This window comes from Streptomyces sp. RG80 (assembly GCF_040446465.1).
Taxonomy (GTDB): Bacteria; Actinomycetota; Actinomycetes; order Streptomycetales; family Streptomycetaceae; genus Streptomyces.
The window spans coordinates 173,725-196,274 of the sequence record NZ_JBEAAJ010000009.1 but is presented as its reverse complement, the minus strand read 5'-3'; the positions used below and the strand labels follow the sequence as shown (position 1 = coordinate 196,274).

Below are 22,550 nucleotides of genomic sequence, written 5' to 3'. Positions count from 1 at the left end.
AAAAACGCGTTTGTGCAGCGTGCTGCGCTGCACCCGCTTCAGCACGTGGTCAGGGGCCCCGGAGGGACATGACCAGGTCACCCGTGGGACACCCGCCATAGACTCGACGCGTGCTCGACCTCCCTCCTCTCGCCCGCTTCGGCGACCGCGTCGCGACCGGCCTCCTCGACGTCACCAGCGACCCGGCCGCCCTGGACTCCGACGGTTTCTGGGCGGTCTGCGCCGACTTCGGGGGCCGCCTGACCTGCGCCCGCTTCCGCGACGTACGGCAGGAGCCGGTGCCCGCCCCGGTGCCCGGGGGATGGCACGGCCCGGCGGCCGGCGACTGGAGCTCCTCCCTGGACCGCGCCGGATACACGGCCGGCGTCCGGCGCATCCGGGAGCACATCGCGGCCGGCGAGGTCTACCAGGCGAACCTCTGCCGCGTACTGACCGCGCCGGTGGCGCCCGACGCCGACGTGGACGCGCTGACCGCCCTGCTGGCCCGCGGCAACCCGGCACCGTATGCGGGAACGATTCGGCTGCCGGAGCACGGTGTGGAGATAGCCACCGCCTCGCCCGAGCTGTTCCTGCGCCGGGACGGGCGGGTCGTGGAGTCCGGCCCGATCAAGGGCACCGGGCGCACCGAGGCGGACCTCCTGGAGAAGGACTACGCCGAGAACGTCATGATCGTGGACCTGGTCCGCAACGACATCGGCCGGGTCTGCGCCACCGGCAGCGTCAGCGTCCCCGACCTGTGCGCGGTGGAGAAGCACCCGGGACTCGTCCACCTCGTCTCGACGGTCCGCGGCGAACTGCGCGACGGGGACGGCTGGCCCGAACTGCTCGACGCCGCCTTCCCGCCCGGCTCGGTCACCGGCGCCCCCAAGTCCAGTGCCCTGCGGATCATCGACGCCCTGGAGACCGCGCCCCGCGGCCCGTACTGCGGCGGCATCGGCTGGGTCGACGCCGAGCGCGGGACCGGCGAGCTGGCCGTCGGCATCCGCACCTTCTGGATCGACCGCGCGGACGGCGTGCTGAGGTTCGGCACCGGCGCCGGCATCACCTGGGGGTCGGACCCCGAGGGGGAGTGGCGGGAGACCGAGCTGAAGGCGGCCCGGCTGCTCGCGGTAGCGTCGGGAACGTACGAGGTGAGCGGAGAGACCCTGACGTACGGGGCCGGTCCGCGGTACAGAGATGCGAGGTAGGGACCAGTGAAGGTTTGGCTCGACGGCGGGTTGCAGGACATCGAGTCCGCCCGTGTCTCCGTCCTCGACCACGGGCTGACCGTGGGCGACGGCATCTTCGAGACGGTGAAGGCGGTCGACGGCAGGCCGTTCGCGCTCACCCGGCACCTCGACCGGCTGACCCGCTCCGCGCGCGGCCTCGGGCTGCCCGCCCCCGACCTCGACGAGGCCCGCCGCGGCTGCGCGGCCGTCCTCGAGGCCAACCCCATGCCGCTCGGCCGGCTCCGCATCACCTACACCGGCGGTCACGGCCCCCTCGGCTCCGACCGCGGCGAGCACGGCCCGACGCTCGTCGTCGCCCTCGGCGAGACCACCCGCCGCCCCGACTCCACGACCGTGGTCACGGTCCCCTGGACCCGCAACGAGCGCGGCGCCCTAGCCGGCCTGAAGACCACCTCGTACGCCGAGAACGTCGTGGCCCTCGCCCGGGCCCGGGAGCACGGCGCGACCGAGGCGCTGTTCGCGAACACGGTCGGGCAGCTCTGCGAGGGCACCGGGTCGAACGTCTTCGTCGTCCTGGACGGCGAGATCCACACCCCGCCGGTCGCCTCCGGCTGCCTCGCGGGCATCACGCGCGCGTTGGTCGCCGAATGGACCGGCGCCAAGGAGACCGACCTGCCGCTGGACGTGCTCGAGCGCGCCGACGAGGTCTTCCTCACCTCCACGCTGCGGGACGTGCAGGCCGTGCACCGCGTCGACGACCGCGAACTGCCGGGCACCCCGGGGCCGGTCACCGCCAAGGCCATGCGGATCTTCGACGAGCGGGCCGGGGACGACCTCGATCCGTGAAAAGGCCGCGGAAATTCGGCTGCCCCCGAGCCGGGGGACGGGTAGAACACCCCTGATGACCACGACCCTGCGGCCGACCGAGCCGCTCCAGCGCAACCCCGACGGCACGCGCTCCCGCCACTACCAGGTGTGCGTGAACAGCCGCCCCGTCGGCGCCGTCCACCTCGGCACATCGCCCTCCTTCGGCGACTCGGTGGCCCGCATCCTCGACCTGCGCATCGAGGAACCCGACCGAAGGCGCGGCCGGGCCACGGTGGCCGCGCTCGCCGCCGAGGAGGTCGCGCGAGGCTGGGGCTGCCGGGAGATCGAGGCCGGCGTACCGGCGACCGCCGAGGCGGCCCTGCGGCTCGTCAAGGCCCTGGGCTACGCGCTGCGCAACCGCGGCATGGTGAAGCAACTCGGCGACGCCCCGCCCCGACTGCCCGCCGGCAGCAGCGCCCGGCCCATGACGCCGGAGGAGTTCGAGGTGTGGTGGGTGCACGAGTCGGAGGACTACGCGCGCACCTGGATGCAGCGGGGCGTACCGGAGGCCGAGGCACGCGCCAAGTCGCAGCGCGACCACGAGACGCTCCTGCCCCAGGGCCTCGCCACCGAGAACACGTGGCTCTCCGTCCTGGAGCACGAGGGCACGCGCGTGGGCGTCCTCTGGCTCGCCCTGCGCGACGGAAAACCCTTCATCTTCGACGTGGAGGTCGACGAGGCCCAGCGCGGCCGGGGGCACGGCCGTTCGCTCCTGCTGCTGGCGGAGATCCAGGCGCACGACCTCGACCGACGGACCCTGGGCCTGAACGTGTTCGCGGGCAACACCCCGGCCGAGCGGCTCTACGAGTCCCTCGGCTACGAGACGACGCAGTACTCCTTCTACAAGCCGCTGCTGTAGCCGTCGGGCGGCAGGCGTACGACGGCTCAGGCGCCCGGCGCGGCCAGCAGCCGGTCGGCGATCTCCTCGATCCGCTCCCGCAGCCCCTCCTGGCTCTTGCCGCCGTCGAGGCGCTCGCCGTCGATGACGTACGTGGGGGTGCCTGTCACGCCGATCGCCTTGCCCTCGGCCTGGTCGGCGTCCACGATGAGGATGTGCCGGCCGTCGATCAGCGCGGTGTCGAACTCCTCGGCGTCCAGCCCCAGTTCGCCGGCCACCTGGACCAGGAAGGGCTCGCCCGCACGGTCCAGCTCCTCGACCCGGCCGAGCACCGCCTCGACGTACTCCCAGCCCTTGCCCTGCTCCGCGGCCTCCTCGGCGGCCTGTGCGGCGGCGAAGGCGTGCTTGTGCTTCTCCAGCGGGAAGTGCCGCAGCCGCAGCTCCAGCCGGTCGCCGTAGCGGGCACGCAGGGCCCGGACGTCGTCCAGCGCGCTGCGGCAGTCCGGGCACTGGAGCTCGCACCAGACGTCGAGCACGGGGACGACGGGACGCACGGGGGAGGAGTCGTTCATGCCGTCAGTCTCCCAGCCGGGCGGCCGACGACCCAATCGGCCCCGTCCCCTCGACGGCCCCACCCGCACCCCGCACCGGCACCTTGGGAGGAGCCGACCCGGAGATGTCCCTGATGTCCGGCCGGAGCATGGCCCCGCGGGGTGTGGGCGGTGCAGGATGGAAGGGACGAACTGCCCGTGCGAGCCCTGCCTGGAGGACCGGATGATTGCCGAGACCGTCTGTTCCGCCGTAGCCGCGGCCGGCCTGGGCATCGCGGCCGTCACGGCGTACCGCAAGCGCTATCTCGCGGCCGCCCGACTCGCGGCGTACTCCCTCGTGCCCCTCGGCCTGGTGATGACCGGTGTCGTCGACTGGGTGGCGGACACCGCGTTCAGCCCGACGGCCTGGGCCGGCTTCGGGGTGCTCGGCGCCTCCTGGCTGCTCTTCTCGACCACGCGCGCGGTGGAGCGCCGGCGCGGCGGCACTCGCAAGGAGCGCAGGGCGGCCCGGTCCGCCCAGACCGAGGCGGTGGCCCCGGCGGCCTCGGCGCCCTCCCTGGGCCAGGCCTCCCGCCCGGCGGCCCGCCCCGCCGCCGCACCGCGGGCCGGCGCCGGGGAGGACTTCAGCGACATCGAGGCCATCCTGAAGAAGCACGGCATATGACGGACGCAGGCGCACTGAAACGACACAGTCGATCAGGGTCGGTCCCAGAGCTGTCCACGACCTGAACACACCGTCACGGGATCCGGCGAACTACCCTTTCTTCCCGGGCGTGTTGGTCATTCGGGTGGCTCCGACTGCGTCATCATCGCCCGCGAGATGCTGGACACGACACAGAGCGACACCGCGCCGCCGCAGGACGAGCCGCGTGGATGCCTTTTCGCCCTTTCCCAGCCACCGCTGATGATCTTCCTTGCGGTGATCGGGTGTCTGCTGCTCATGGCTGCGCTGCACGATCTGCTGCTGCTCTGAGCCGTACCCGTGGTACCCGGCGTCACCCGCCGGGTACCACGTCGACACCGGTGTCGGACGGCGTGGGCGTCAGCCCGCCGCCTCCTTTCGGCGCGCCCGGTACGCGGCCACGTGCAGCCGGTTTCCGCAGGTCCGGCTGTCGCAGTAGCGCCGCGACCGGTTGCGGGACAGGTCGACGAAGGCCCGTCGGCAGTCGGGGGCCTCGCAGCGCCGCAGCCGCTCCTGCTCCCCGCCGACCACGAAGAAGGCCAGCGCCATCCCGCAGTCCGCCGCCAGGTGGTCGGCGACGGAGGCACCGGGCGCGAAGTAGTGCACATGCCAGTCGTAGCCGTCGTGGTCGGTGAGCCGGGGCGTGGTGCCCGCCGCCGCCACCAGTTCGTTGATCTGCTGGGCGGCGGCCCTGGCGTCCGGTGCCGAGAAGATCGACGCGAACCGCCCGCGGATCTTGCGGACCGCCGAGAGGTCGAACTCCGAGAGCGTCCCGACATCGCTGATGTCGTGCTTTCGTACGAATTCCTGGAGAGCTGTGACGTCCGGCAGCGCGTCCGGAGTCGTGGTGTCCTCCGGTGCGGTGTTCACCAGATCCACCACGGCATCGAGGGCACACCGGGTGTCATGGGTGATCAGCACGTTTCGCTCCCTGGCCTGGGGGGTCGGGCGGGCGCCCGCCGATGCTGGCCGATGGTAGTTCCTTCGGGGGCGCCCGTACCGGCCCCGGACCGCGTGAACCGGCCGGGACGGGTGCACGCACCGGCGCCGCCCCCGCGGGAATCCGCGGCGACGGCGCCGGTGTGCCTACCCGTATTCGGTTGTCTTGGCCCGAGCCGTCACCCCGAGTCGACGGCGCCGGGCGGCTTGGTGAGGTCTCGCGGCCTAGCTTTCCGCCAGGATGTGCGAGAGCTCCTGATCGAGATCGAAGTGCCGGTGCTCCGTGCCCGGGGGCACGGCAGCGTCCGTTCGCTTCAGGAACGACTCCAGGGCCCGGGCCGGGGCCTCGAGCAGTGCTTCACCCTCCGGGGAGCTCAGGGCGATGCACACGACGCCCTGACCGTGACTGCGCGACGGCCAGACTCGGACGTCGCCGGTGCCGGTGGGCCGGTGGAGGCCCTCCGCGAGGAGGTCGCGGGCGAACACCCACTCGACGGTCTCCTCGGCTCCGGTGTGGAAGGTGGCGTGCACGGCGTAGGGGTCGGCCGTGTCGTACCGCAGGCCTGCGGGGACAGGCAGGGAGGACTCGCTCGACACAACGAGGCGCAGGTGCAGCTCGCAGCTGACCGTGGTGTTCATAAGCGCCAGGGCCTTTCGCTCAGTGTGCGCTCGGGGATTCGCACGTCGGCGAAATCGACATGCCACCTACGGTGCCGTTGTAAACCCCTCTGAGTGTTTTGCGTGCCTTTACGTAACTCTTCCGGCCGAGACCCTGTTCGCGAGGTACGACCATTCCGGTGACTGGTTTCCCTCGGGTAAAGTTTGGCCGTATGAATACGGGGAGTGACGAGCGGGCCGAGGTGGCCGTGGCATCGGACAAGGCGGAGACCGGCGGGGCGCAGAGCGAGCAGGGACTCGGCTCGAAAGCGCCGGAGTTCATCAAGGCGCGCCGCGTGCTGCACCTGAGCTGGCAGGTCGGGATCTTCATCATCGGGCTGGCGGTGGTGGTGCTGGGCATCATCATGCTTCCGCTGCCGGGGCCCGGCTGGGTCGTGATCTTCGGCGGTATGGCGATCTGGGCGACCGAGTTCGTCTGGGCCCAGCTGGTGCTGCGCTGGACCAAGCGCAAGGTGACCGAGGCGGCCCAGAAGGCGCTCGATCCCAAGGTGCGCCGGCGCAACATCATCCTGACGTCGATCGGCCTGGTGATCGTGGCCGCGATCGTCGGGGTCTACCTCTACAAGTTCGGCTTCGAGATGCCGTGGAACATCAAGAACCAGTGACCGGTGGTCGTGCGGGGGGTGCCGAGGCACCCCCTGACATGGGGTAATGTTCTCTCTGCGTCCGGGCGATTAGCTCAGTGGGAGAGCGCTTCGTTCACACCGAAGAGGTCACTGGTTCGAACCCAGTATCGCCCACCCGGAACGTCGGCCCGTCTGCGAGAGCGCAGACGGGCCGACGTCGTTTCCGCCCTTCGGGCGCCGACCAATTTCGGCCGGACAACTTCCGGGCCCGATCGGCCAGTTCGTGTTCGATCCACCGAATGCCCGCGCTTCACCTGCGACTTCGTCCCGCTTCCCGGGCTGCTCGCCGCCGACGCGTCGTCAACTCGCCCTGCGGCTTCACAAGAAATTCCTGTCCGAATCATTGACGCACTCCGAGGCCCCTCGTAGCTTGTGCCAGCAAGCGCTTACTTGAAACGATTCATGCAGGCGGCAATGACGCTGCGGGGAGGGGGCCCAACATGGGAACCAGCAGGAATGTTGAGAGGCGTACGATCCTGAAGGTGGCCGGGGCCTCGGCCACCACCATCGGGCTGGGTGCGACGACCGCGTGCGGCGGTGACAGCGGTTCCGGCGACGGGACGGTGACACTCCGTTACGCGTGGTGGGGCGGCGAGCCGCGCACCATCGCCATGAAGAAGGCGATCGCGGTCTTCGAGAAGAAGAACCCGAAGATCAAGATAAAGCCCGAATTCACCGACTACGCCGCGTTCTGGGAGAAGTTCCAGACGCAGGCCTCCGGTGGAAATCCGCCGGACGTATTCCAGAATGCGGTCGGTTTCCTGCGCAAGTACGACAAGCGCGGTGTTCTGCTGGACCTCAAGGCCCAGGCGGACTCCGGGAATCTGAGCCTGGAGAACTTCCGCAACGGCGTTCTGGCGAACGGTCAGGTCGACGGCAAGCAGCTCGGCATCCCCGTCGGCGCCAACACCATGGCGCTCGTCATCGACCTCAAGGCCTTCAAGAAGGCGGGCGTCGAGGCGAAGATGGGCTGGACCTGGGACGAGTACTTCGACGCGCTCCAGAAGATCCAGGACAAGCTGAAGATCGCCGGTGACACGGGCTACTTCGGCATCATGTACCTGTACGACCTGTACCTCCGTCAGAACGGCAAGGCGTTCTTCACCGACTCCGATCTCGGCTTCACCGAGGACGATCTGACGCAGTGGTGGTCGGACGGCTACAAGCGCGTGAAGTCCGGCCTCGTCGCCGACCCCAAGAAGATCGAGCAGGTCCAGCCCAAGTCCGGCCTTTCGGCAGGGCTCGCCGCGTCCGAGTTCACCTGGGACAACTTCTCCATCCGTTACGAGGGCGAGGGCGAGTCGGACTACGGGCTCGCGCCGATCCCCACCACCGACGGCAAGCAGACCGGCCAGTACCTCGGTTCGCTGATGCTGAGCGCCTTCTCCGGGACCAAGCACCCCAAGGAGGTCGCGCAGTTCATCTCCTTCATGGTCCACGACCCCGAGGTCGGCAAGATCATGGGATACGACCGCGGCATCCTCTCCACGACCGAGCAGTACGACGCGTTCGTGCCCACCGACGCCAACAACAAGGGCGTCAAGGCGTACGAGGAAGAGGTCGCCAAGGCCGGGGTGCTCGGCAAGATCACCCCGCACCCGTCGGGCGCCGACGTCATCGAGGCGGCGTTCCTGCGCATCGGCGGCGAGGTCTCCCAGGGCAAGACCAAGCCGGCCGACGCCGCCAAGGCGCTGTTCAGCGAGGCCAAGGCCGCGTTCGCGGGCTGAGGGGACGTACCACCATGACGCTCGTCAAGGAAGCGCCCGCGCGCCCGGCGAAGAAGCGGTCCGCCGCTCCTGTCGCCGGGCGGCGCGGGCGGCGCCGCGAGAACATCGCCGGCTATCTCTTCATGTCGCCGTGGATCGCCGGGTTCCTGGTGCTCACGGCGGGGCCGATGATCGCGTCGCTGTACTACGCGTTCACCCGGTACAACCTGTTCACGCCGCCCGAGTGGGTGGGGTTCGACAACTTCACGACGATGTTCCAGGACCCGCGCTGGCAGAAGTCGGTGGAGGTCACGCTCAAGTACGTCGTCGTGGCTACCCCGCTGAAGCTGCTGCTCGCGCTCGGTGTCGCGCTGCTGCTCGCACAGAAGCGGCGCGGCCAGGGCCTGTACCGGGCCGCGTTCTACATGCCCTCGCTCATCGGCGCCAGCGTCTCCGTCGGCTTCGTGTGGCGGGCGCTGTTCTCGGACGACGCGATCGTGGACCGCGGGCAGAAGATCTTCGGCCTCGACGTCGGGGGCTGGATCGGCAACCCGGACTACGTCATCTACGCCCTGGTGGCGCTGAGCATCTGGCAGTTCGGCGCGCCGATGGTCATCTTCCTCGCCGGCCTCAAGCAGGTCCCGCAGGAGCTGTACGAGGCAGCAGAGATGGACGGGGCCGGCCCGCTGCGGCGGTTCTGGAACATCACGCTGCCGATGATTTCCCCGGTGCTGTTCTTCAACGTGCTGCTGGAGTCCATCCACGCGTTCCAGGTGTTCGGCTCCGCGTATGTCGTCTCCAACACCCAGTGCGGGCCCGCCGACGCCACCCTCGTCTACACCTGTTACCTCTACCAGAAGGGCTTCAAGGAGGCCCAGATGGGCTTCGCCTCCGCGATGGCCTGGACGCTGGTGGTCGCGGTGGCGCTCGTCACGGCGGTCCTGTTCTGGTCGCAGAAGAAGTGGGTGCACTACGAGGAGGCCGCCAAGTGACCAGTGCCACCAGCAGTCCGGCCGTCCACACCGCGAGTGAGCGACGGCGCTTCGGATCGATCGCCTGGCACGTGGGCGCGCTCGCCGTCCTCGCGGTCGTCCTCTACCCGGTGATCTGGGTGCTCGGCGCCTCCTTCAAGCCGAGCAAGGAGATCATCGCCAGCATCGACCTGCTGCCCACCAAGCCGGTCTGGGAGAACTTCTCCGGGCTCGCCGACGGCATCTCCGGCATCTCCATCAGCACCTTCTTCACGAACTCGCTGATGTACGCGGGCCTCGCCGTGGCCGGTGTCGTGCTGTCCAGCTCGCTCACCGCCTACGCCTTCGCCAAGATCAGGTTCGCGGGACGGAACCTGATGTTCACGCTGATGATCGGCACCCTGCTGCTGCCGTATCACGTGCTGCTCATCCCGCAGTACGTGATGTTCCGCAAGCTGGAGCTCACCGACACCCTGGTGCCGCTGGTCGCGGGCAAGTTCCTGGCCACGGAGGCGTTCTTCGTCTTCCTGATGGTGCAGTTCATGCGCGGGCTGCCCAAGGAGCTCGACGAGGCCGCCAAGCTCGACGGCTGCGGGCACTTCAGGACCTACTGGTCCATCGTGCTGCCGCTGACCCGCCCGGCCCTCATCACCAGCGCGATCTTCACCTTCATCAACGCCTGGAACGACTTCATGGGGCCGTTGATCTACCTCAACACCCCGGACAAGTACACCGTCTCGCTCGGCCTGATGATGTTCCGCGATCAGGAGGGCATCTCCAACTACGGCAGCATGATCGCGATGTCGTTGGTGGCGCTGGTTCCGGTCATCGCCTTCTTCATGGCCTTCCAGCGGTACCTCATCGACGGTATGGCGACGTCCGGACTGAAGTGAGGCGAATCCCATGGCCCAAGCGCGTGTGAAGGCCCGCAGGCTGTCCTTCCTCGGAGGCGAGCGGTTCGGCGTGTTCGCCGAGTGTCTGCTCACCGGGGTGTGGATCGCCGTGGCCTCGCTCGGGGTGGTCACCTACCCCGCGGCCTTCGCCGCCGGCGCCCGGCACCTTCGGCGTCGTACCCGCCACGAGGGCGGCGGTCTGCGGGAGTTCGTGGAGGACTTCCGTACGGCCGTGCGCGGCGGGTGGGTCGTGGGGCTCGCCGGGTGGGCGGTGGCCGGCGCGGTCTGGGTGGACGTGCTGGCCTCGCGGGCCGGGCTGCCCGGAGGGCCGCTCGTCGGGGCCGTCGGCATCTTCGCGCTGATCGGAGTCGTCGTGGCCCTGCTGCGGGCGGCCGCCGTCTGGGCGCCCGGTGACACCTGGCGGGCGCTGCTCGCGGACGCCGGGCGGCGGACCGTGCTCGATCCCGCCGGGTCCTTCCTGGTCGTCTGCGGGCTGGGTGTCGTAGCCCTGTCCGCCATGTTCGTCGCGCCGCTGGCGGTCCCCGTGCTGGGGGCCGTCGTGGCGGCGGCCGTCGCCGTGGAGGAGCGCTACCGGCACCGCTGACGCGCGGTACCCCCTCCGTCACAAGGTCGGCGCCCTGGGCGTCGTACCTCTCCCTGTCATGCCCCTGACCAGCTGTTCGCATCCCGCACGGAAGGAAAGAGCATGTCTCCCATCCCCCGCAGGTCCCTCCTCAAGGCGGCCGCCGTCGCCGGTGCCGCCGCACAGTTCAGCTGGGCGCTAGGGGCCAAGGACGCGCAGGCCGCGCCGAGAGCCGCGGCGGCCGACGACAGCCCCGTGACCCTGGACTGGCTGGAGGACGGCGGGCTGGGTGCCGCACCCGGCTCCACGCTCGGTGTGCCCTGGCCGAAGGGTGCCTTCCAGGAGGACCAGACCTTCGCGATCACGGACGCGGACGGCAAGTCCGTGCCCGTACAGTCCTGGCCGATCGCCTACTGGCCGGACGGCTCGCTCAAGTGGACGGCCCACGCGGTCAGTTCGGGCAACGGCAAGCTCACCCTCGCCGCGGGCGAGGCCGCCGTACCGGAGAAGAAGGTCACCGTCGACAAGAGCGGCGGCACGATCACGGTCTCGACCGGTGTCATCACCGCGAAGATCGGCAAGTCCGGCGCCACGCTCATCAAATCGGTCACCCGCGGCTCCACCGAGATCGCCAAGAACGGCAAGCTCGTGCTGATCCGCCAGCCCGAGATCGAGGACGAGGACCAGGGCGCGGTCAAGACCGAGCGCTTCGACGGAGCCATCTCGGACGTCACCGTCGAGCAGGACGGCCCGGTCCGCGCGGTCGTCCGTATCGACGGCAAGCACCGCAAGGGCAACCGGAGTTGGCTGCCGTTCTCGATCCGGCTCTACTTCTACGCGGGCGCCGACTCCTTCCGCATGGTGCACACCATCACCTTCGACGGCACCCAGGAGCCGGGCAAGGCCAGCGGCGACTTCATCCGCGGCATCGGCGTCCGCTTCACCGTGCCGATGCGCGACCAGTCCTACGACCGCCACATCCGCATCGGCGGCGACGGCACCGGTCTGCTGCGCGAGGCCGTCAAGGGCATCACCGGACTGCGCCGCGACCCGGGCGCCGCCGTACAGGCCGCCCAGTACGCGGGCGAGAAGCTGCCCGACCCGTCCACCTGGGACCAGCGCGTCACGACCCGTCTCCAGTACATCCCCGAGTGGGGCGACTACACCCTCTCCCAGCTGTCGGCGGACGGATTCACGCTCCGCAAGCGCACCAAGAAGGGCCACGGCTGGATCGGCGCCGGCGGCGGCAAGCGGGCCTCCGGCTTCGGTTACGTCGGTGGCGTCAGCGGCGGACTCTCCTTCGGCCTGCGGGACTTCTGGGAGAAGTTCCCCGCCCAGCTCGACATCCGCGACGCCCAGACCGACGAGGCCGAGGTCACCCTCTGGCTCTGGTCGCCCGAGGCGCAGCCCATGGACCTGCGCTTCTACCACGACGGCATGGGCCAGGACACCTTCGCCGAGCAGCTCGAGGGCCTCAACATCACCTACGAGGACTACGAGCCCGAGTTCGGCACCCCGTACGGCATCGCCCGTACCTCGGAACTGCTGTTCTGGGCCAACGAGTCCACCCCCACCCCGGCCAAGCTCGCCGAACAGGTCGATGCCGTACGGGTGTTGCCGCAGCTCGCCGCGCCGCCCAAGCAGCTCATCAAGGCGCAGGTCTTCGGCCCCGGCCTGTACTCCGAGCCCGACCGCTCCACGCCCGCCAAGGCGAAGATCGAGGACCACCTCGACTTCCTCTTCACCTACTACAAGGACCAGGTGGAGCAGCGCCGTTGGTACGGCTTCTGGGACTACGGCGACATCATGCACACCTACGACACCGTCAGGCACCAGTGGCGGTACGACATCGGTGGCTACGCGTGGGACAACTCCGAGCTCTCGCCGGACCTCTGGCTCTGGTTCGCGTACCTCCGCTCGGGCCGCGCGGACATCTTCCGGTTCGCCGAGGCGATGACCCGGCACACCGGTGAGGTCGACGTCTACCACCTCGGCAAGTGGGCCGGGCTCGGCACCCGGCACGGCGTGCAGCACTACGCCGACAGCGCCAAGCAGCAGCGCATCGCCAACACGACGTACCGCCGCTACTACTACTTCCTGACCGCGGACGAGCGCGTCGGCGACCTCATGCACGCCAACGTCGACTCCGACGAGACGTTCCTCGTCCTCGACCCGATCCGCAAGATCCGCACCGAGCCGTACACGCCCGACCGCCACGCGCTGTCGATCGGCTTCGGCACCGACTGGAGCGGACTCGTGTCGGCGTGGCTGACCGAGTGGGAGCGCAAGGGCCCCAAGTGGGAGAAGGCCAAGGCGCGCGTGCTGTCGACCATGGAGACGATCGCCGCCCAGCCGAACGGCTTCGTACAGGGCACCGGGTTGTACGACCTCGACACGGGCAAGTTCGCCGTCGCCTCGGCGCCGGCGGTCGGTGTCTCGCACCTGTCCGCCGTGTTCGGCCTCAACGAGCTGTGCGCCGAACTGATCGACCTCGTCGACATGCCGAAGTTCAACGAGGCGTACTTCGACTACTGCCGCTACTTCAACGCCACCAAGGCCGAGCAGGCGGCGCGGTACGGCTCCAACTTCGGCACGCTGCTGCTGTTCCAGGGCCACTCGCGGCTCGACGCGTACGCGGCCGTACAGACCGGGGACGCGAAGCTCGCCAAGCGGGCCTGGGAGAAGTTCTACAACTCCGACGGGTACAAGGAGTCGGCGCCCTGGAAGACGGAGGAGCTGAGCGGGCCGGTGGCGTTGGTGCCGGGTAGTGAGGCGGCGTGGGTGTCTACGAATGACACCGCGTTGTACGGCCTTGCCGCCATCGAGAACCTGGCGTTGCTCGGGGACAAAATGCCGTAACAGGTTCGTGGGGAACTGCGGGACCGTTGTGGCTGGTCGCGCAGTTCCCCGCGCCCCTGGGTGGGTCAGCTCATCCTTCCCAGGATGTCCCGCATCCTTTGGACATTCCTGATTCGCTGCTCGTACGTCGCTCCCAGGGCGAGCAGGAGGAGGCCGGCGAGGGCGGGAAGTACCCAGCGGGGGAGTGCGTCCGTCACCTGGACGATGTACGGGGCGAGTTCGTGCAGGGCGTCCAGGGTCAGGACCGAGCCGCCGAGGACGAGCGGTGCCTGGAGGCTGTAGCCGGCTCCCAGGAGGGTGAGCGAGAGCGCGGCCAGGCCCAGCAGCAGCGGGCGCGTCCAGTGTGTGTCGCCCCAGGCCGCGGCGAGGCTCGGCAGGAGGGTGGCGGCGAGGCCGGGGCCGTATGCCGTCCAGGACGAGGTCCGCGGGTCGCGGCGCATGCGCAGGAAGCCGATGACGAGGGCCGGGACGGTCACCGGGACCGTGTAGGCCTCGGGGGTCGTCACGTCCCAGGCCGCCAGGCGGACCCAGGTGGCCAGGACGAAGAGGGCGGCGGCCGCGTAGGCGACGGGGCGGCGGTCCGGGCGGAGCGCGGTGCCCGCGGCGATCACTCCGCACAGGGCGAGGACCAGGGCGAGCATCGGCAGGTCGGTCGCGGCGAGTCCGATGGCGAGCAGTCCGGCGACGGCTCCCGCCACCTCCAGGGGGATCCGCTCCTCCACGCGCGGTGCGATCAGGGCCGCGGCCACCGGGACCACCAGGACCAGCAGCGCGGTGTACTGCGGCGGCCAGTCCGCGGCCGCGCCCGTCGCGCAGGCCAGCGCGGTGGCGTACGACAGGGCGGCCGGGGCCGTGACCGCGGTGAGGCGCCAGGAGACCGCCGCGAAGAACGCCGTGAGGGCGAAGAGCGTGGTCAGGGTCGCCGTCTGGGAGGCCAGGGCCGTGAAGGCGAGGTCGGCGGAGGTGACCAGGGCGAGGATCGTGGCGGTGGGCTGCCCGTACGGCGAGGCGAGGGCGACCGCCGTCAGGGCTCCCAGGGTCAACAGACCCGTGGTGTAGGGGAGTTCCAGGACCGCTGGGAGCGTCAGCGCCGCGGCCCAGGTGAGGACCAGCGCGCCGTTCAGGGCCAGGGGGCGCCGGTCGGTGTTCCTGGCCAGCAGGGCGAGCACCGCCGCGACGGCAACCAGGACGAGCGGAGCCGTCGCCGAGTCCGGCGGCCACGGCGTGTTCAGCGTCACCGCCGCACGGGCGTTCGCGGGCGCCCCGGACCACGCCTGTGCCGTCCAGGAGACCGGCCCCAGCAGGGCGATCGCCACGAGCGGCAGCGCCCACAGCACCGCGAGCCCCTGTACGGCGGCGGAGGACCAGGCCAGCCCGTTCCGTACCGTCTCCGGCAGCCGGCCCGCCCGTACGAGTGCCAACAGGGCGATCCCGCACGCGAGATGAACCGGGACTGTCCACGCGTCCGGCACCGAGGGCCGCACCGCGCCACCCGTCGCGGCGACCGCGAGGAGCCCGGAGGTCACGGCGAGGCCGAGGGCGTGGCTCGTGGCGAGGTTGCCGCGCCAGGCCGCGCCCAGGGCGATCGCCGCCGCGAGGAGGATGAGCGCCGCCGCACGGGCGGCGGCGCTCGGACCGGAGGCCGTCCAGGACAGCCAGCCGGCCGTCAGCGCGCCCACGGCACCCAGGCCGTACGCGCCGACGGCGGCGACGACACGTACCGGGACGAGGGCCGATCGAAGCGCGACAACCGTGTCGAACGCGGCCGTCACCAGCAGCGCGGCCGTGACACCCTGGGCGCCCACGGAGGCTGAGATCGCCCAGAAGAACAGCGGGAGTTGGACCGCCGCCAGCGCCGCGGGCAGCGGCAGACGCAGCTCGGTCGCTCGCGGCAGCAGTCCGTACGCCGTCCAGAGCCCGGCCAGCAGTGCCGACGCGACCGCCGTGTAGCCCGCGCCATCCGCATCCGGGAAGGAGACGGCGTACAGCGCGTACGCGTCGAGCACCGTCAGCGCCAGACCCAGGCCCGCCACCGACTCGGCCGTCGAGCGCAGCCCGCGCTTCACCAGGAGCAGCGGTGCGCCGAGCGCGGCCAGCGTGACCGCGCCGAGCACCAGGCCACGGCCGGCGATCCCCAGGTGACCCCAGCTGACCAGCGTGAACACCATCGCGGCGATGGTGAGCAGGACACCGCCGAGCAGCAGGAGAAGGTTCTGCACGCCGGGCGCGCTGGTCTCCGGGCGGGGCGATGCCGGGCGGGCCGGCTCGGTCGGCCGGGGCTGGAGCGCGGCGACGAGCCACGCCCGTCGGGCCAGCAACTGGGTCCGGCGACGGTCGAGTTGCCACAGCTCGGCGTCCAGGAGCCGCAGCTCCTCGGCCGGGGGTGGGATGTGCGTCATGCCATGGAGTGTGGTCCGGGTCACGTCGTAGGGCATGAGTGCGCGTACTCAGAACGTACTCATCTCCCTGCGGGCAGACTCTGTGTATGGACTGGACCCATTACCGCTTCCGCACGCAGTGGGCCCTCGACGCGTCGCCCGCCGCCGTCTACGACGCCCTGGAGCAGGCCGAGGAGTATCCCCGCTGGTGGCCGCAGGTCCGTGAGGTGAAGCGGCTCGACGACACCACCGGCGTCATCAGGATCCGGGCCACCCTGCCGTACGACCTCGTCTTCACCGCGCGCGAGGTGACCCGCGACCGGGCGGCCGGGGTGCTCGAGATCGCCATGACCGGCGACCTGGAAGGGTGGGCGCGCTGGACGATCACCGGGGACGGGGCCCGCTGTCTCGCCGGCTACGACCAGGTCGTCGACGTGAACAAGCCGCTGCTGCGGCGGCTCGCGGTGCCGGGGCGGCCGGTCTTCCGGGCCAACCACCGGCTGATGATGCGCGCCGGACGGCGGGGCCTGGCCGCGTACTTGGAAGCGGTTTGAAGGAAGGGCGCGGAGACCTGTATTGTTCGGTGCGTTCCCGGGCGATTAGCTCAGTGGGAGAGCGCTTCGTTCACACCGAAGAGGTCACTGGTTCGAACCCAGTATCGCCCACCGGGAGAAAGCCGGTCCGCGTCACGCGGACCGGCTTCTTTTATGCGCGCTGCCTCTCAGGCCGCCGCGGCCGGCAGTTCCGGACGCAGGGGCCATGCCGGATCCACCGTCTCCGGGGTGCCGCTGCGCGCGAACCACGCCTGGAGCCCGCGCGCCTGCGCCGCATGCCACACCGACTGCAAGGTGTGCAGCTCGGCCGGGCTCAGCCGCTCCAGCCGCGCCGCGAAACGGCGCCCCACCGCGCGTACGACATCCAGCGCGGCCAGCGCGTCCGCGCCCGCGTCGTGCGCGCCGTCCAGCGTGACCTCGTAGTGCGCGCACAGGTCCGTCAGGGTGCGGCGGCCCTTGCGGTAGCGGTCCAGGTGCTTGTCCAGGACCCTCGGGTCCAGCACCAGCAGCGGCGAGGACGCGAACCAGTGGTCCAGGGACGAGGCGCGATGGCGGCGCAACTCCCGGTCCAGGATGGTCAGATCGAACGGAGCGTTCATGACCACCAGCGGACGGCCCGCGGCGGTCTGTTCGGCCAGCTGCTCCGCTATCTCGTACATCACCGGCGCCGGCCAGCGGCCGTTGCGCTGGAGATGGTCGTCCGTCAGTCCGTGCACCGCTGTCGCCGCCTCCGGCACCGGAACACCCGGGTTCACCAGCCACCGGCTCACCCGTGGCCGGGTGCCCGGGGCGTCCTGGACGACGACGGCGGCCGACACGATCCGGTCGGTCTCGACATCGACGCCCGTGGTCTCCGTGTCGAAGGCGGCCAGGGGCCCTTCGTACCAGCACGTCATACCTACACAACCCCTCACTCACCCACGGCAGCTGACGCACCGTCTTCTGCCTGTTTGGTGATACCCGGGCTGTTTGCGGCGTACGCCGGAAGGACACAACAGGAATACGGGTCTTTGCAGTTCAGGGACTCGCTGTTCGGATTCACCGAGCGTGGAAGGCTGTTGGTCATGGCGATAGCGCAGCCCGAGCGGGGCGGGCTGCTGCCCGAACGTACGGGTCCCCTTCGCGGCACACTCGCCACCACCGCCTGCATGGAGACCCTGCAGGTGGGCTATCTGCACGCCGTCGCGGCGGCGGCCGGCTGCTCGTTGTCGCAGCCCTTTCCGGACAACGGCATCGACTGGCACGTCAGCCACGGCTCACCCGGGCACACGGTCGACGACGAGGTGACCATCAAGGTGCAGCTCAAGTGCACCTACCAGGTCCCGCCGAACCCGCCGGGACGGTTCTTCTCCTTCACGCTCGACAACGACCATCTGCGCAAGCTCGCCCGCACCCCGGTCTCGGTGCACAAGATCCTCGTGGTCATGCTCGTGCCGCGGACCCAGGACGACTGGCTGCGCGCCAGCCACGACCGGCTCGACCTCAGACACTGCTGCTACTGGGTCAACCTGGCCGGCCACCCGATCACCGGCCGGACCCGGACCACCGTGCGGATACCGACCTCACGCATCTTCGACGACCGGGCGCTGTGCGAGATCATGACGCGGGTCGGGACGGGAGGCAGACCATGACCCACCGGCCCATGGAGGAGGTGCTGAGGCCCGTGCGCCCGCACCCCGCCGACGCCGCCTGGGACCGTGCCCCCGAGCCCGACGAGGTCGACCCCGCGGTTCTCGGCGCCCTGCTGCACCGGCACGGCTGGCAGCGCCGTGGCGGTGCCCCCGGCCGCTACGGCCGCTGGACGCCGCCCGGCGCGGGGACCGGCGGGACCAGCCTGCTGGTGCCCGAGAGCCGGGCCTTTCCCGACAGTGACGACCTGCTCGGCGAGGCCCTCGACGCCCTCGCCCGCAGTGGCACGCCCTCCGCCCGTGAGGTCCTCGTCGGGCTTGCCGTGCCCAGCGACGAGATCCGCTGGTGGCGCGACGTACCGACCGGGCCGGTGGGCACCGCGCCCTGGGCCGTCGAGGAACAACTGCGCGCCGCCGCCCGCCAGATGCTGCTCGCCGGCGCGCTGGCCACACGCGCGCGTGCCGGGTACTACGGCGCCCGGCACCGCCGTGCCGCCGCCACCCTGATGGCGAGCGTGCTCGTCGGCACCGCCACCGGCGGCGGCCTGACCGCCTTCGTGCCCGTCGGCACCGGCCGCCCCCTCGCCGTACGCCTCCACCAGGCCCTGTACGCCGCCCGCGAGGCCATCGACTACCAGCGGGCCACCGGCGGCATGGACGCCTTCGACGGTGCCGTGGAGGCGGGCGTCAGCCGTGAGCTCACCGAGGCGCTGATCGCCCTGGTGCGTGGCACGGAGGGCGCGCGCATCGCCGTGGAGTGGGCGCCCGCCGCCGGGGTGCCCGCCGACTGCGCCACCGGGGTCGAGCCCGTCGAGTTCTCGCCGGGCGACCTGCCCGTGCTGCGCGAGGCCGGGGCCCGCTACCTGAGCGAGGAGCCGTCCGTGCCGGTGCGGATCACCGGTGCCGTGGTGCGGATGCGCAGGTCGGGGCCGCGCGGCGAAGGCAGCGTACGGCTGCGGGTGATCGCCGGCGTCGACGTGCCGCACATCCGGCTCACGCTCGACGAGGAGGCGTACCGCATCGCCGGGCAGGCGCACCTCGTCGGACTGCCGGTGCGGGTGCACGGGCGACTGGAGAGCCGGGGCGGCTTCCGCAGGCTCACCGGGGCCTGCGGGGTCGTGCCCGTGCAGGTGGACGAGGCCGAGCGGGACCGGCTCATGAAGTCCCTCCAGGAGAATCTGGACTTCTTCGAGGAGGCCTGCGGGGAGGGCCCCGGAGAGGCCCCCCGAGGGGACTGATTTCGCGGAGGTGGGCCCGGGGTCGGTACGATCCCCTCTTGCGCGCGCTCACAGTACGGCGCTCGCACCCACCTTCAGTCAGGAGAGACCGGTGTCAGACGTCCGTGTGATCATCCAACGCGATTCCGAGCGGGAAGAGCGCACGGTGACGACGGGCACCACGGCCGCCGAGCTCTTCGCCGGCGAGCGCTCGATCATCGCCGCGCGCGTGGCAGGTGAGCTGAAGGACCTCGCCTACATGGTCGCCGAGGGCGACGAGGTCGAGGGCGTCGAGATCTCCTCCAAGGACGGTCTCGACATCCTGCGCCACTCCACCGCACACGTCATGGCGCAGGCCGTGCAGGAGCTCTTCCCCGAGGCCAAGCTGGGCATCGGCCCGCCGGTCAAGGACGGCTTCTACTACGACTTCGACGTCGAGAAGCCGTTCACGCCCGAGGATCTCAAGGCCATCGAGAAGAAGATGCAGGAGATCCAGAAGCGCGGACAGCGCTTCTCCCGTCGTGTGGTGACCGACGAGGACGCCCGCGAGGAACTCGCCGCCGAGCCGTACAAGCTGGAGCTGATCGGCCTCAAGGGCTCCGCCTCCTCCGACGACGGCGCGGACGTCGAGGTCGGCGCCGGCGAGCTGACGATCTACGACAACCTCGACGCCAAGACCGGCGACCTGTGCTGGAAGGACCTCTGCCGCGGTCCCCACCTGCCCACCACCCGGAACATCCCCGCGTTCAAGCTGATGCGCAACGCGGCCGCCTACTGGCGCGGCAGCGAGAAGAACCCGATGCTCCAGCGCATCTACGGCACCGCCTGGCCCTCCAAGGACGAGCTCAAGGCGCACCTCGACTTCCTCGCCGAGGCCGAGAAGCGCGACCACCGCAAGCTGGGCAACGAACTCGACCTGTTCTCCATCCCGGAGCAGATCGGCTCCGGCCTCGCCGTCTTCCACCCCAAGGGCGGCATCATCCGCCGGGTCATGGAGGACTACTCGCGCCGCCGGCACGAGGAGGAGGGCTACGAGTTCGTCTACACCCCGCACGCGACGAAGGGGAAGCTCTTCGAGACGTCCGGGCACCTGGACTGGTACGCCGACGGCATGTACCCGCCCATGCAGCTCGACGAGGGCGTGGACTACTACCTCAAGCCCATGAACTGCCCGATGCACAACCTGATCTTCGACGCGCGCGGCCGCTCCTACCGTGAACTGCCGCTGCGCCTCTTCGAGTTCGGGACCGTGTACCGGTACGAGAAGTCCGGCGTCGTGCACGGCCTCACGCGTGCGCGGGGCTTCACGCAGGACGACGCGCACATCTACTGCACCCGTGAGCAGATGTCGGAGGAGCTCGACAAGACGCTCACCTTCGTCCTCGGCCTGCTGCGCGACTACGGCCTGACCGACTTCTACCTGGAGCTGTCCACCAAGGACCCGGAGAAGTTCGTCGGCACGGACGAGGTCTGGGAGGAGGCCACGGAGACGCTGCGTCAGGTGGCCGAGAAGCAGGGCCTGCCCCTGGTTCCCGACCCGGGCGGCGCCGCTTTCTACGGCCCGAAGATCTCCGTGCAGACCAAGGACGCCATCGGCCGCACCTGGCAGATGTCGACCATCCAGCTCGACTTCAACCTGCCCGAGCGCTTCGACCTGGAGTACACGGGCCCCGACGGCTCCAAGCAGCGCCCGGTCATGATCCACCGCGCGCTGTTCGGCTCCATCGAGCGGTTCTTCGCGGTGCTCCTGGAGCACTACGCGGGCGCCTTCCCGGCCTGGCTGGCCCCGGTCCAGGCGCTGGGCATCCCGATCGGCGACGCGCACGTGGAGTACCTGGATAAGTTCGCGGCCGCGGCCAAGAAGCAGGGTCTGCGGGTCGACGTGGACTCCTCCTCGGACCGGATGCAGAAGAAGATCCGCAACGCCCAGAAGCAGAAGGTGCCCTTCATGGTCATCGCGGGCGACGAGGACATGGCGGGCGGCTCGGTCTCCTTCCGCTACCGCGACGGCTCGCAGGAGAACGGCATCCCGTTCGACGAGGCCATCGCGAAGATCGCGAAGGTCGTGGAGGAGCGGGCGCAGGTCTGACCCACAGATCGCACGGAGGCCCCCGGGAGGTTCAGCTTCCCGGGGGCCTCTCGTCGTCCTCCCGCGCGAACACCTGGAGCAGCCAGGAGGCGAAGGTGCCCGTCACCGCGCCCAGCAGGGCCAGCCCGATGGCCATCATGCCGACCGCGATCAGCCGTCCGACCGGGGTGACCGGGGCGATGTCGCCGTAGCCGACCGTCGCCAGCGTGGCGCACGTCCACCACACGGCGTCGCCGAAGCTCGTCATGGACGCCCCCGGCGCCCCGCGCTCCTGCTGGTAGACGGCCAGCGCGCCCGCGAAGCCGAGCAGCAGGGACGACAGCCCGGCGTACACCATCACGCGCGCGTGCAGCGCGAGCCGGGGGCGGCCGTGCCGGCGCTGCACGGCCTCGTACAGCCTGACCACGCGCAACGGCCGCAACAGGGGCAGCGCCAGCACCACGGTGTCCAGCCAGTGCGTCCGTACGAAGCGCAGCCGCTGCCCGCTGAGCCGCCAGCGCACCGCGTAGTCGGCCGCGAACAGCGCCCAGGCGGCCAGCGTCACCACGAGACACAGGTCCCGCCAGCCGTCGGGCAGACCGGGGGCCAGGACCCGGATCGCGTACGCGGCGAGGAACACCAGTGACGCCACGGCGAGGGGGACCTCGGTGCGCCGCTCCCAGCGGGCCTTGGGGCTGTCGTCGTCCACCGTCCCAGCTTGGCCCCGGGCGGTTTCGCCGGAACCCCGGCGACACGCCGCGAACGGGCGACGCCATATGCTGCACTGCATGACGAGTGAGCCGGAGCAGCAGTGGGGAGTGGGGACCCAGGACGCGTTCCAGCGTCTGTGGACGCCCCACCGGATGGCCTACATCCAGGGCGAGAACAAGCCGACCGGCCCGGGCGCCGACGACGGATGTCCCTTCTGCTCCATCCCGGCCAAGTCCGACGAGGACGGTCTGATCGTCCGGCGCGGTGAGCAGGTCTACGCGGTGCTCAATCTGTACCCGTACAACGGCGGCCACCTCATGGTCGTGCCCTACCGCCATGTCGCCGACTACACCGACCTCACCGACGCGGAGACCGTCGAGCTCGCCGCGCTCACCAAGCAGGCGATGACCGCGCTGCGCACCGCGTCCGGTGCCCATGGCTTCAACATCGGGATGAACCAGGGCACGGTGGCCGGCGCAGGCATCGCCGCCCACCTCCACCAGCACATCGTCCCGCGCTGGGGCGGCGACACGAACTTCATGCCGGTGGTGGGCCACACGCGCGTGCTGCCGCAGTTGCTGGCGGACACCCGGAAGATGCTGGCAGAGGCCTGGCCTTCGGCCTGAGCCGCC

22 protein-coding genes and 2 tRNA genes are annotated in these 22,550 nt (G+C 70.5%); 18 read left to right on the top strand and 6 right to left on the bottom strand.

Translation table 11 applies throughout. The features are described 5' to 3' along the window. Window positions 1-110 precede the first annotated feature (110 nt). The 3 genes from ABKA17_RS30605 to ABKA17_RS30595 are packed head-to-tail and all read left to right on the top strand — an operon-like array spanning window position 111 to window position 2,895. Window positions 111-1,187, top strand: coding sequence for a chorismate-binding protein (locus ABKA17_RS30605; RefSeq protein WP_353695531.1), 1,077 nt, complete (start codon window positions 111-113; stop codon window positions 1,185-1,187). Window positions 1,188-1,193: 6 nt separating this feature from the next. Then, window positions 1,194-2,015 carry an aminotransferase class IV gene (locus tag ABKA17_RS30600; protein ID WP_353695530.1) on the top strand — a complete coding sequence of 274 codons (822 nt, stop codon included), beginning with the start codon at window positions 1,194-1,196 and terminating at the stop codon, window positions 2,013-2,015. A 55-nt stretch (window positions 2,016-2,070) separates the two neighbouring features. After that, window positions 2,071-2,895 (top strand): GNAT family N-acetyltransferase, encoded by an 825-nt coding sequence (locus ABKA17_RS30595; protein WP_353695529.1) that lies wholly within the window; start codon window positions 2,071-2,073, stop codon window positions 2,893-2,895. 26 nt (window positions 2,896-2,921) lie between these two features. Here ABKA17_RS30595 and ABKA17_RS30590 read toward each other — a convergent pair whose 3' ends face one another. Continuing rightward, window positions 2,922-3,446 (bottom strand): DsbA family protein, encoded by a 525-nt coding sequence (locus tag ABKA17_RS30590; protein WP_353695528.1) that lies wholly within the window; start codon window positions 3,444-3,446, stop codon window positions 2,922-2,924. Between the two features lie 202 nt (window positions 3,447-3,648). Between ABKA17_RS30590 and ABKA17_RS30585 the strand changes: the two genes are divergently transcribed. Next, window positions 3,649-4,089, top strand: a complete 441-nt coding sequence (locus ABKA17_RS30585; protein ID WP_353695527.1) for a hypothetical protein — start codon at window positions 3,649-3,651, stop codon at window positions 4,087-4,089. A gap of 156 nt (window positions 4,090-4,245) precedes the next feature. After that, a complete protein-coding gene (locus ABKA17_RS30580) occupies window positions 4,246-4,398 on the top strand; it encodes a hypothetical protein (protein ID WP_170068264.1) in 153 nt (50 codons plus the stop codon). A gap of 69 nt (window positions 4,399-4,467) precedes the next feature. Here the strand turns inward: ABKA17_RS30580 and ABKA17_RS30575 are convergent, their stop codons facing one another. Both ABKA17_RS30575 and ABKA17_RS30570 read right to left on the bottom strand, forming a co-directional pair. After that, the gene (locus ABKA17_RS30575) at window positions 4,468-5,028 is read right to left on the bottom strand and encodes a CGNR zinc finger domain-containing protein (protein WP_353695526.1); all 561 of its coding nucleotides are present in this window, start codon (window positions 5,026-5,028) and stop codon (window positions 4,468-4,470) included. Between the two features lie 243 nt (window positions 5,029-5,271). Continuing rightward, entirely contained in the window at window positions 5,272-5,685 is a 414-nt protein-coding gene (locus ABKA17_RS30570; protein WP_004002642.1) for an SsgA family sporulation/cell division regulator, read from the bottom strand. A 191-nt stretch (window positions 5,686-5,876) separates the two neighbouring features. Between ABKA17_RS30570 and ABKA17_RS30565 the strand changes: the two genes are divergently transcribed. The 7 genes from ABKA17_RS30565 to ABKA17_RS30535 all read left to right on the top strand — a co-directional run bounded on the left by ABKA17_RS30565 (window position 5,877) and on the right by ABKA17_RS30535 (window position 13,362). Next, window positions 5,877-6,329 (top strand): TIGR02611 family protein, encoded by a 453-nt coding sequence (locus ABKA17_RS30565; RefSeq protein WP_353695525.1) that lies wholly within the window; start codon window positions 5,877-5,879, stop codon window positions 6,327-6,329. 63 nt (window positions 6,330-6,392) lie between these two features. Further along, window positions 6,393-6,464 (top strand) — tRNA-Val (locus ABKA17_RS30560). A gap of 326 nt (window positions 6,465-6,790) precedes the next feature. Next, on the top strand, window positions 6,791-8,077 hold the full coding sequence (locus ABKA17_RS30555; RefSeq protein WP_353695524.1) for an ABC transporter substrate-binding protein: 1,287 nt from the start codon (window positions 6,791-6,793) through the stop codon (window positions 8,075-8,077). A gap of 14 nt (window positions 8,078-8,091) precedes the next feature. Further along, on the top strand, window positions 8,092-9,048 hold the full coding sequence (locus tag ABKA17_RS30550; protein WP_353695523.1) for a carbohydrate ABC transporter permease: 957 nt from the start codon (window positions 8,092-8,094) through the stop codon (window positions 9,046-9,048). Further along, on the top strand, window positions 9,045-9,920 hold the full coding sequence (locus ABKA17_RS30545; RefSeq protein ID WP_353695522.1) for a carbohydrate ABC transporter permease: 876 nt from the start codon (window positions 9,045-9,047) through the stop codon (window positions 9,918-9,920). The genes ABKA17_RS30550 and ABKA17_RS30545 overlap by 4 nt, the downstream gene beginning before the upstream one ends. Window positions 9,921-9,930: 10 nt before the next feature. Beyond that, complete coding sequence (locus tag ABKA17_RS30540; RefSeq protein ID WP_353695521.1) at window positions 9,931-10,524, top strand: hypothetical protein; 594 nt, start codon at window positions 9,931-9,933, stop codon at window positions 10,522-10,524. 102 nt (window positions 10,525-10,626) lie between these two features. After that, on the top strand, window positions 10,627-13,362 hold the full coding sequence (locus ABKA17_RS30535) for an exo-rhamnogalacturonan lyase family protein (protein ID WP_353695520.1): 2,736 nt from the start codon (window positions 10,627-10,629) through the stop codon (window positions 13,360-13,362). Between the two features lie 65 nt (window positions 13,363-13,427). On the opposite strand, the gene ABKA17_RS30530 is transcribed toward ABKA17_RS30535, so the two are convergent. Further along, entirely contained in the window at window positions 13,428-15,797 is a 2,370-nt protein-coding gene (locus tag ABKA17_RS30530) for an SCO7613 C-terminal domain-containing membrane protein (RefSeq protein ID WP_502994425.1), read from the bottom strand. Between the two features lie 50 nt (window positions 15,798-15,847). On the opposite strand from ABKA17_RS30530, the gene ABKA17_RS30525 reads away from it, so the two are divergent. Together ABKA17_RS30525 and ABKA17_RS30520 are read left to right on the top strand one after the other, a co-directional pair. After that, the gene (locus ABKA17_RS30525; RefSeq protein ID WP_353695518.1) at window positions 15,848-16,294 is read left to right on the top strand and encodes an SRPBCC family protein; all 447 of its coding nucleotides are present in this window, start codon (window positions 15,848-15,850) and stop codon (window positions 16,292-16,294) included. Between the two features lie 39 nt (window positions 16,295-16,333). Next, window positions 16,334-16,405 (top strand) — tRNA-Val (locus ABKA17_RS30520). A 56-nt stretch (window positions 16,406-16,461) separates the two neighbouring features. Here ABKA17_RS30520 and ABKA17_RS30515 read toward each other — a convergent pair. After that, entirely contained in the window at window positions 16,462-17,190 is a 729-nt protein-coding gene (locus ABKA17_RS30515) for a 3'-5' exonuclease (RefSeq protein ID WP_353695517.1), read from the bottom strand. Window positions 17,191-17,358: 168 nt separating this feature from the next. On the opposite strand from ABKA17_RS30515, the gene ABKA17_RS30510 reads away from it, so the two are divergent. The 3 genes from ABKA17_RS30510 (at window position 17,359) to thrS (ending at window position 21,228) form a co-directional block, all read left to right on the top strand. Next, a complete protein-coding gene (locus tag ABKA17_RS30510) occupies window positions 17,359-17,925 on the top strand; it encodes a DUF4365 domain-containing protein (protein WP_353695516.1) in 567 nt (188 codons plus the stop codon). Continuing rightward, window positions 17,922-19,160 (top strand): hypothetical protein, encoded by a 1,239-nt coding sequence (locus tag ABKA17_RS30505; RefSeq protein ID WP_353695515.1) that lies wholly within the window; start codon window positions 17,922-17,924, stop codon window positions 19,158-19,160. The genes ABKA17_RS30510 and ABKA17_RS30505 overlap by 4 nt, the downstream gene beginning before the upstream one ends. 91 nt (window positions 19,161-19,251) lie before the next feature. Continuing rightward, a complete protein-coding gene (gene thrS, locus ABKA17_RS30500) occupies window positions 19,252-21,228 on the top strand; it encodes a threonine--tRNA ligase (protein ID WP_353695514.1) in 1,977 nt (658 codons plus the stop codon). Between the two features lie 31 nt (window positions 21,229-21,259). Here the strand turns inward: thrS and ABKA17_RS30495 are convergent, their stop codons facing one another. After that, a complete protein-coding gene (locus ABKA17_RS30495) occupies window positions 21,260-21,916 on the bottom strand; it encodes a potassium channel family protein (protein WP_353695513.1) in 657 nt (218 codons plus the stop codon). Between the two features lie 67 nt (window positions 21,917-21,983). Between ABKA17_RS30495 and ABKA17_RS30490 the strand changes: the two genes are divergently transcribed. Continuing rightward, on the top strand, window positions 21,984-22,544 hold the full coding sequence (locus ABKA17_RS30490; RefSeq protein ID WP_353695512.1) for an HIT family protein: 561 nt from the start codon (window positions 21,984-21,986) through the stop codon (window positions 22,542-22,544). The last annotated feature ends 6 nt before the right edge of the window (window positions 22,545-22,550 follow it).

What these genes read in the sequence shown, in the direction of transcription:
- ABKA17_RS30595 (WP_353695529.1), top strand. Translation starts at nt 2,071, where the DNA reads ATGACCACGACCCTGCGGCCGACCGAGCCGCTCCAGCGCAACCCCGAC.
- ABKA17_RS30590 (WP_353695528.1), bottom strand. Translation starts at nt 3,446, where the DNA reads ATGAACGACTCCTCCCCCGTGCGTCCCGTCGTCCCCGTGCTCGACGTC.
- ABKA17_RS30585 (WP_353695527.1), top strand. Translation starts at nt 3,649, where the DNA reads ATGATTGCCGAGACCGTCTGTTCCGCCGTAGCCGCGGCCGGCCTGGGC.
- ABKA17_RS30580 (WP_170068264.1), top strand. Translation starts at nt 4,246, where the DNA reads ATGCTGGACACGACACAGAGCGACACCGCGCCGCCGCAGGACGAGCCG.
- ABKA17_RS30570 (WP_004002642.1), bottom strand. Translation starts at nt 5,685, where the DNA reads ATGAACACCACGGTCAGCTGCGAGCTGCACCTGCGCCTCGTTGTGTCG.
- ABKA17_RS30565 (WP_353695525.1), top strand. Translation starts at nt 5,877, where the DNA reads ATGAATACGGGGAGTGACGAGCGGGCCGAGGTGGCCGTGGCATCGGAC.
- ABKA17_RS30555 (WP_353695524.1), top strand. Translation starts at nt 6,791, where the DNA reads ATGGGAACCAGCAGGAATGTTGAGAGGCGTACGATCCTGAAGGTGGCC.
- ABKA17_RS30550 (WP_353695523.1), top strand. Translation starts at nt 8,092, where the DNA reads ATGACGCTCGTCAAGGAAGCGCCCGCGCGCCCGGCGAAGAAGCGGTCC.
- ABKA17_RS30540 (WP_353695521.1), top strand. Translation starts at nt 9,931, where the DNA reads ATGGCCCAAGCGCGTGTGAAGGCCCGCAGGCTGTCCTTCCTCGGAGGC.
- ABKA17_RS30535 (WP_353695520.1), top strand. Translation starts at nt 10,627, where the DNA reads ATGTCTCCCATCCCCCGCAGGTCCCTCCTCAAGGCGGCCGCCGTCGCC.
- ABKA17_RS30530 (WP_502994425.1), bottom strand. Translation starts at nt 15,797, where the DNA reads ATGCCCTACGACGTGACCCGGACCACACTCCATGGCATGACGCACATC.
- ABKA17_RS30525 (WP_353695518.1), top strand. Translation starts at nt 15,848, where the DNA reads ATGGACTGGACCCATTACCGCTTCCGCACGCAGTGGGCCCTCGACGCG.
- ABKA17_RS30515 (WP_353695517.1), bottom strand. Translation starts at nt 17,190, where the DNA reads ATGACGTGCTGGTACGAAGGGCCCCTGGCCGCCTTCGACACGGAGACC.
- ABKA17_RS30510 (WP_353695516.1), top strand. Translation starts at nt 17,359, where the DNA reads ATGGCGATAGCGCAGCCCGAGCGGGGCGGGCTGCTGCCCGAACGTACG.
- ABKA17_RS30505 (WP_353695515.1), top strand. Translation starts at nt 17,922, where the DNA reads ATGACCCACCGGCCCATGGAGGAGGTGCTGAGGCCCGTGCGCCCGCAC.
- ABKA17_RS30490 (WP_353695512.1), top strand. Translation starts at nt 21,984, where the DNA reads ATGCTGCACTGCATGACGAGTGAGCCGGAGCAGCAGTGGGGAGTGGGG.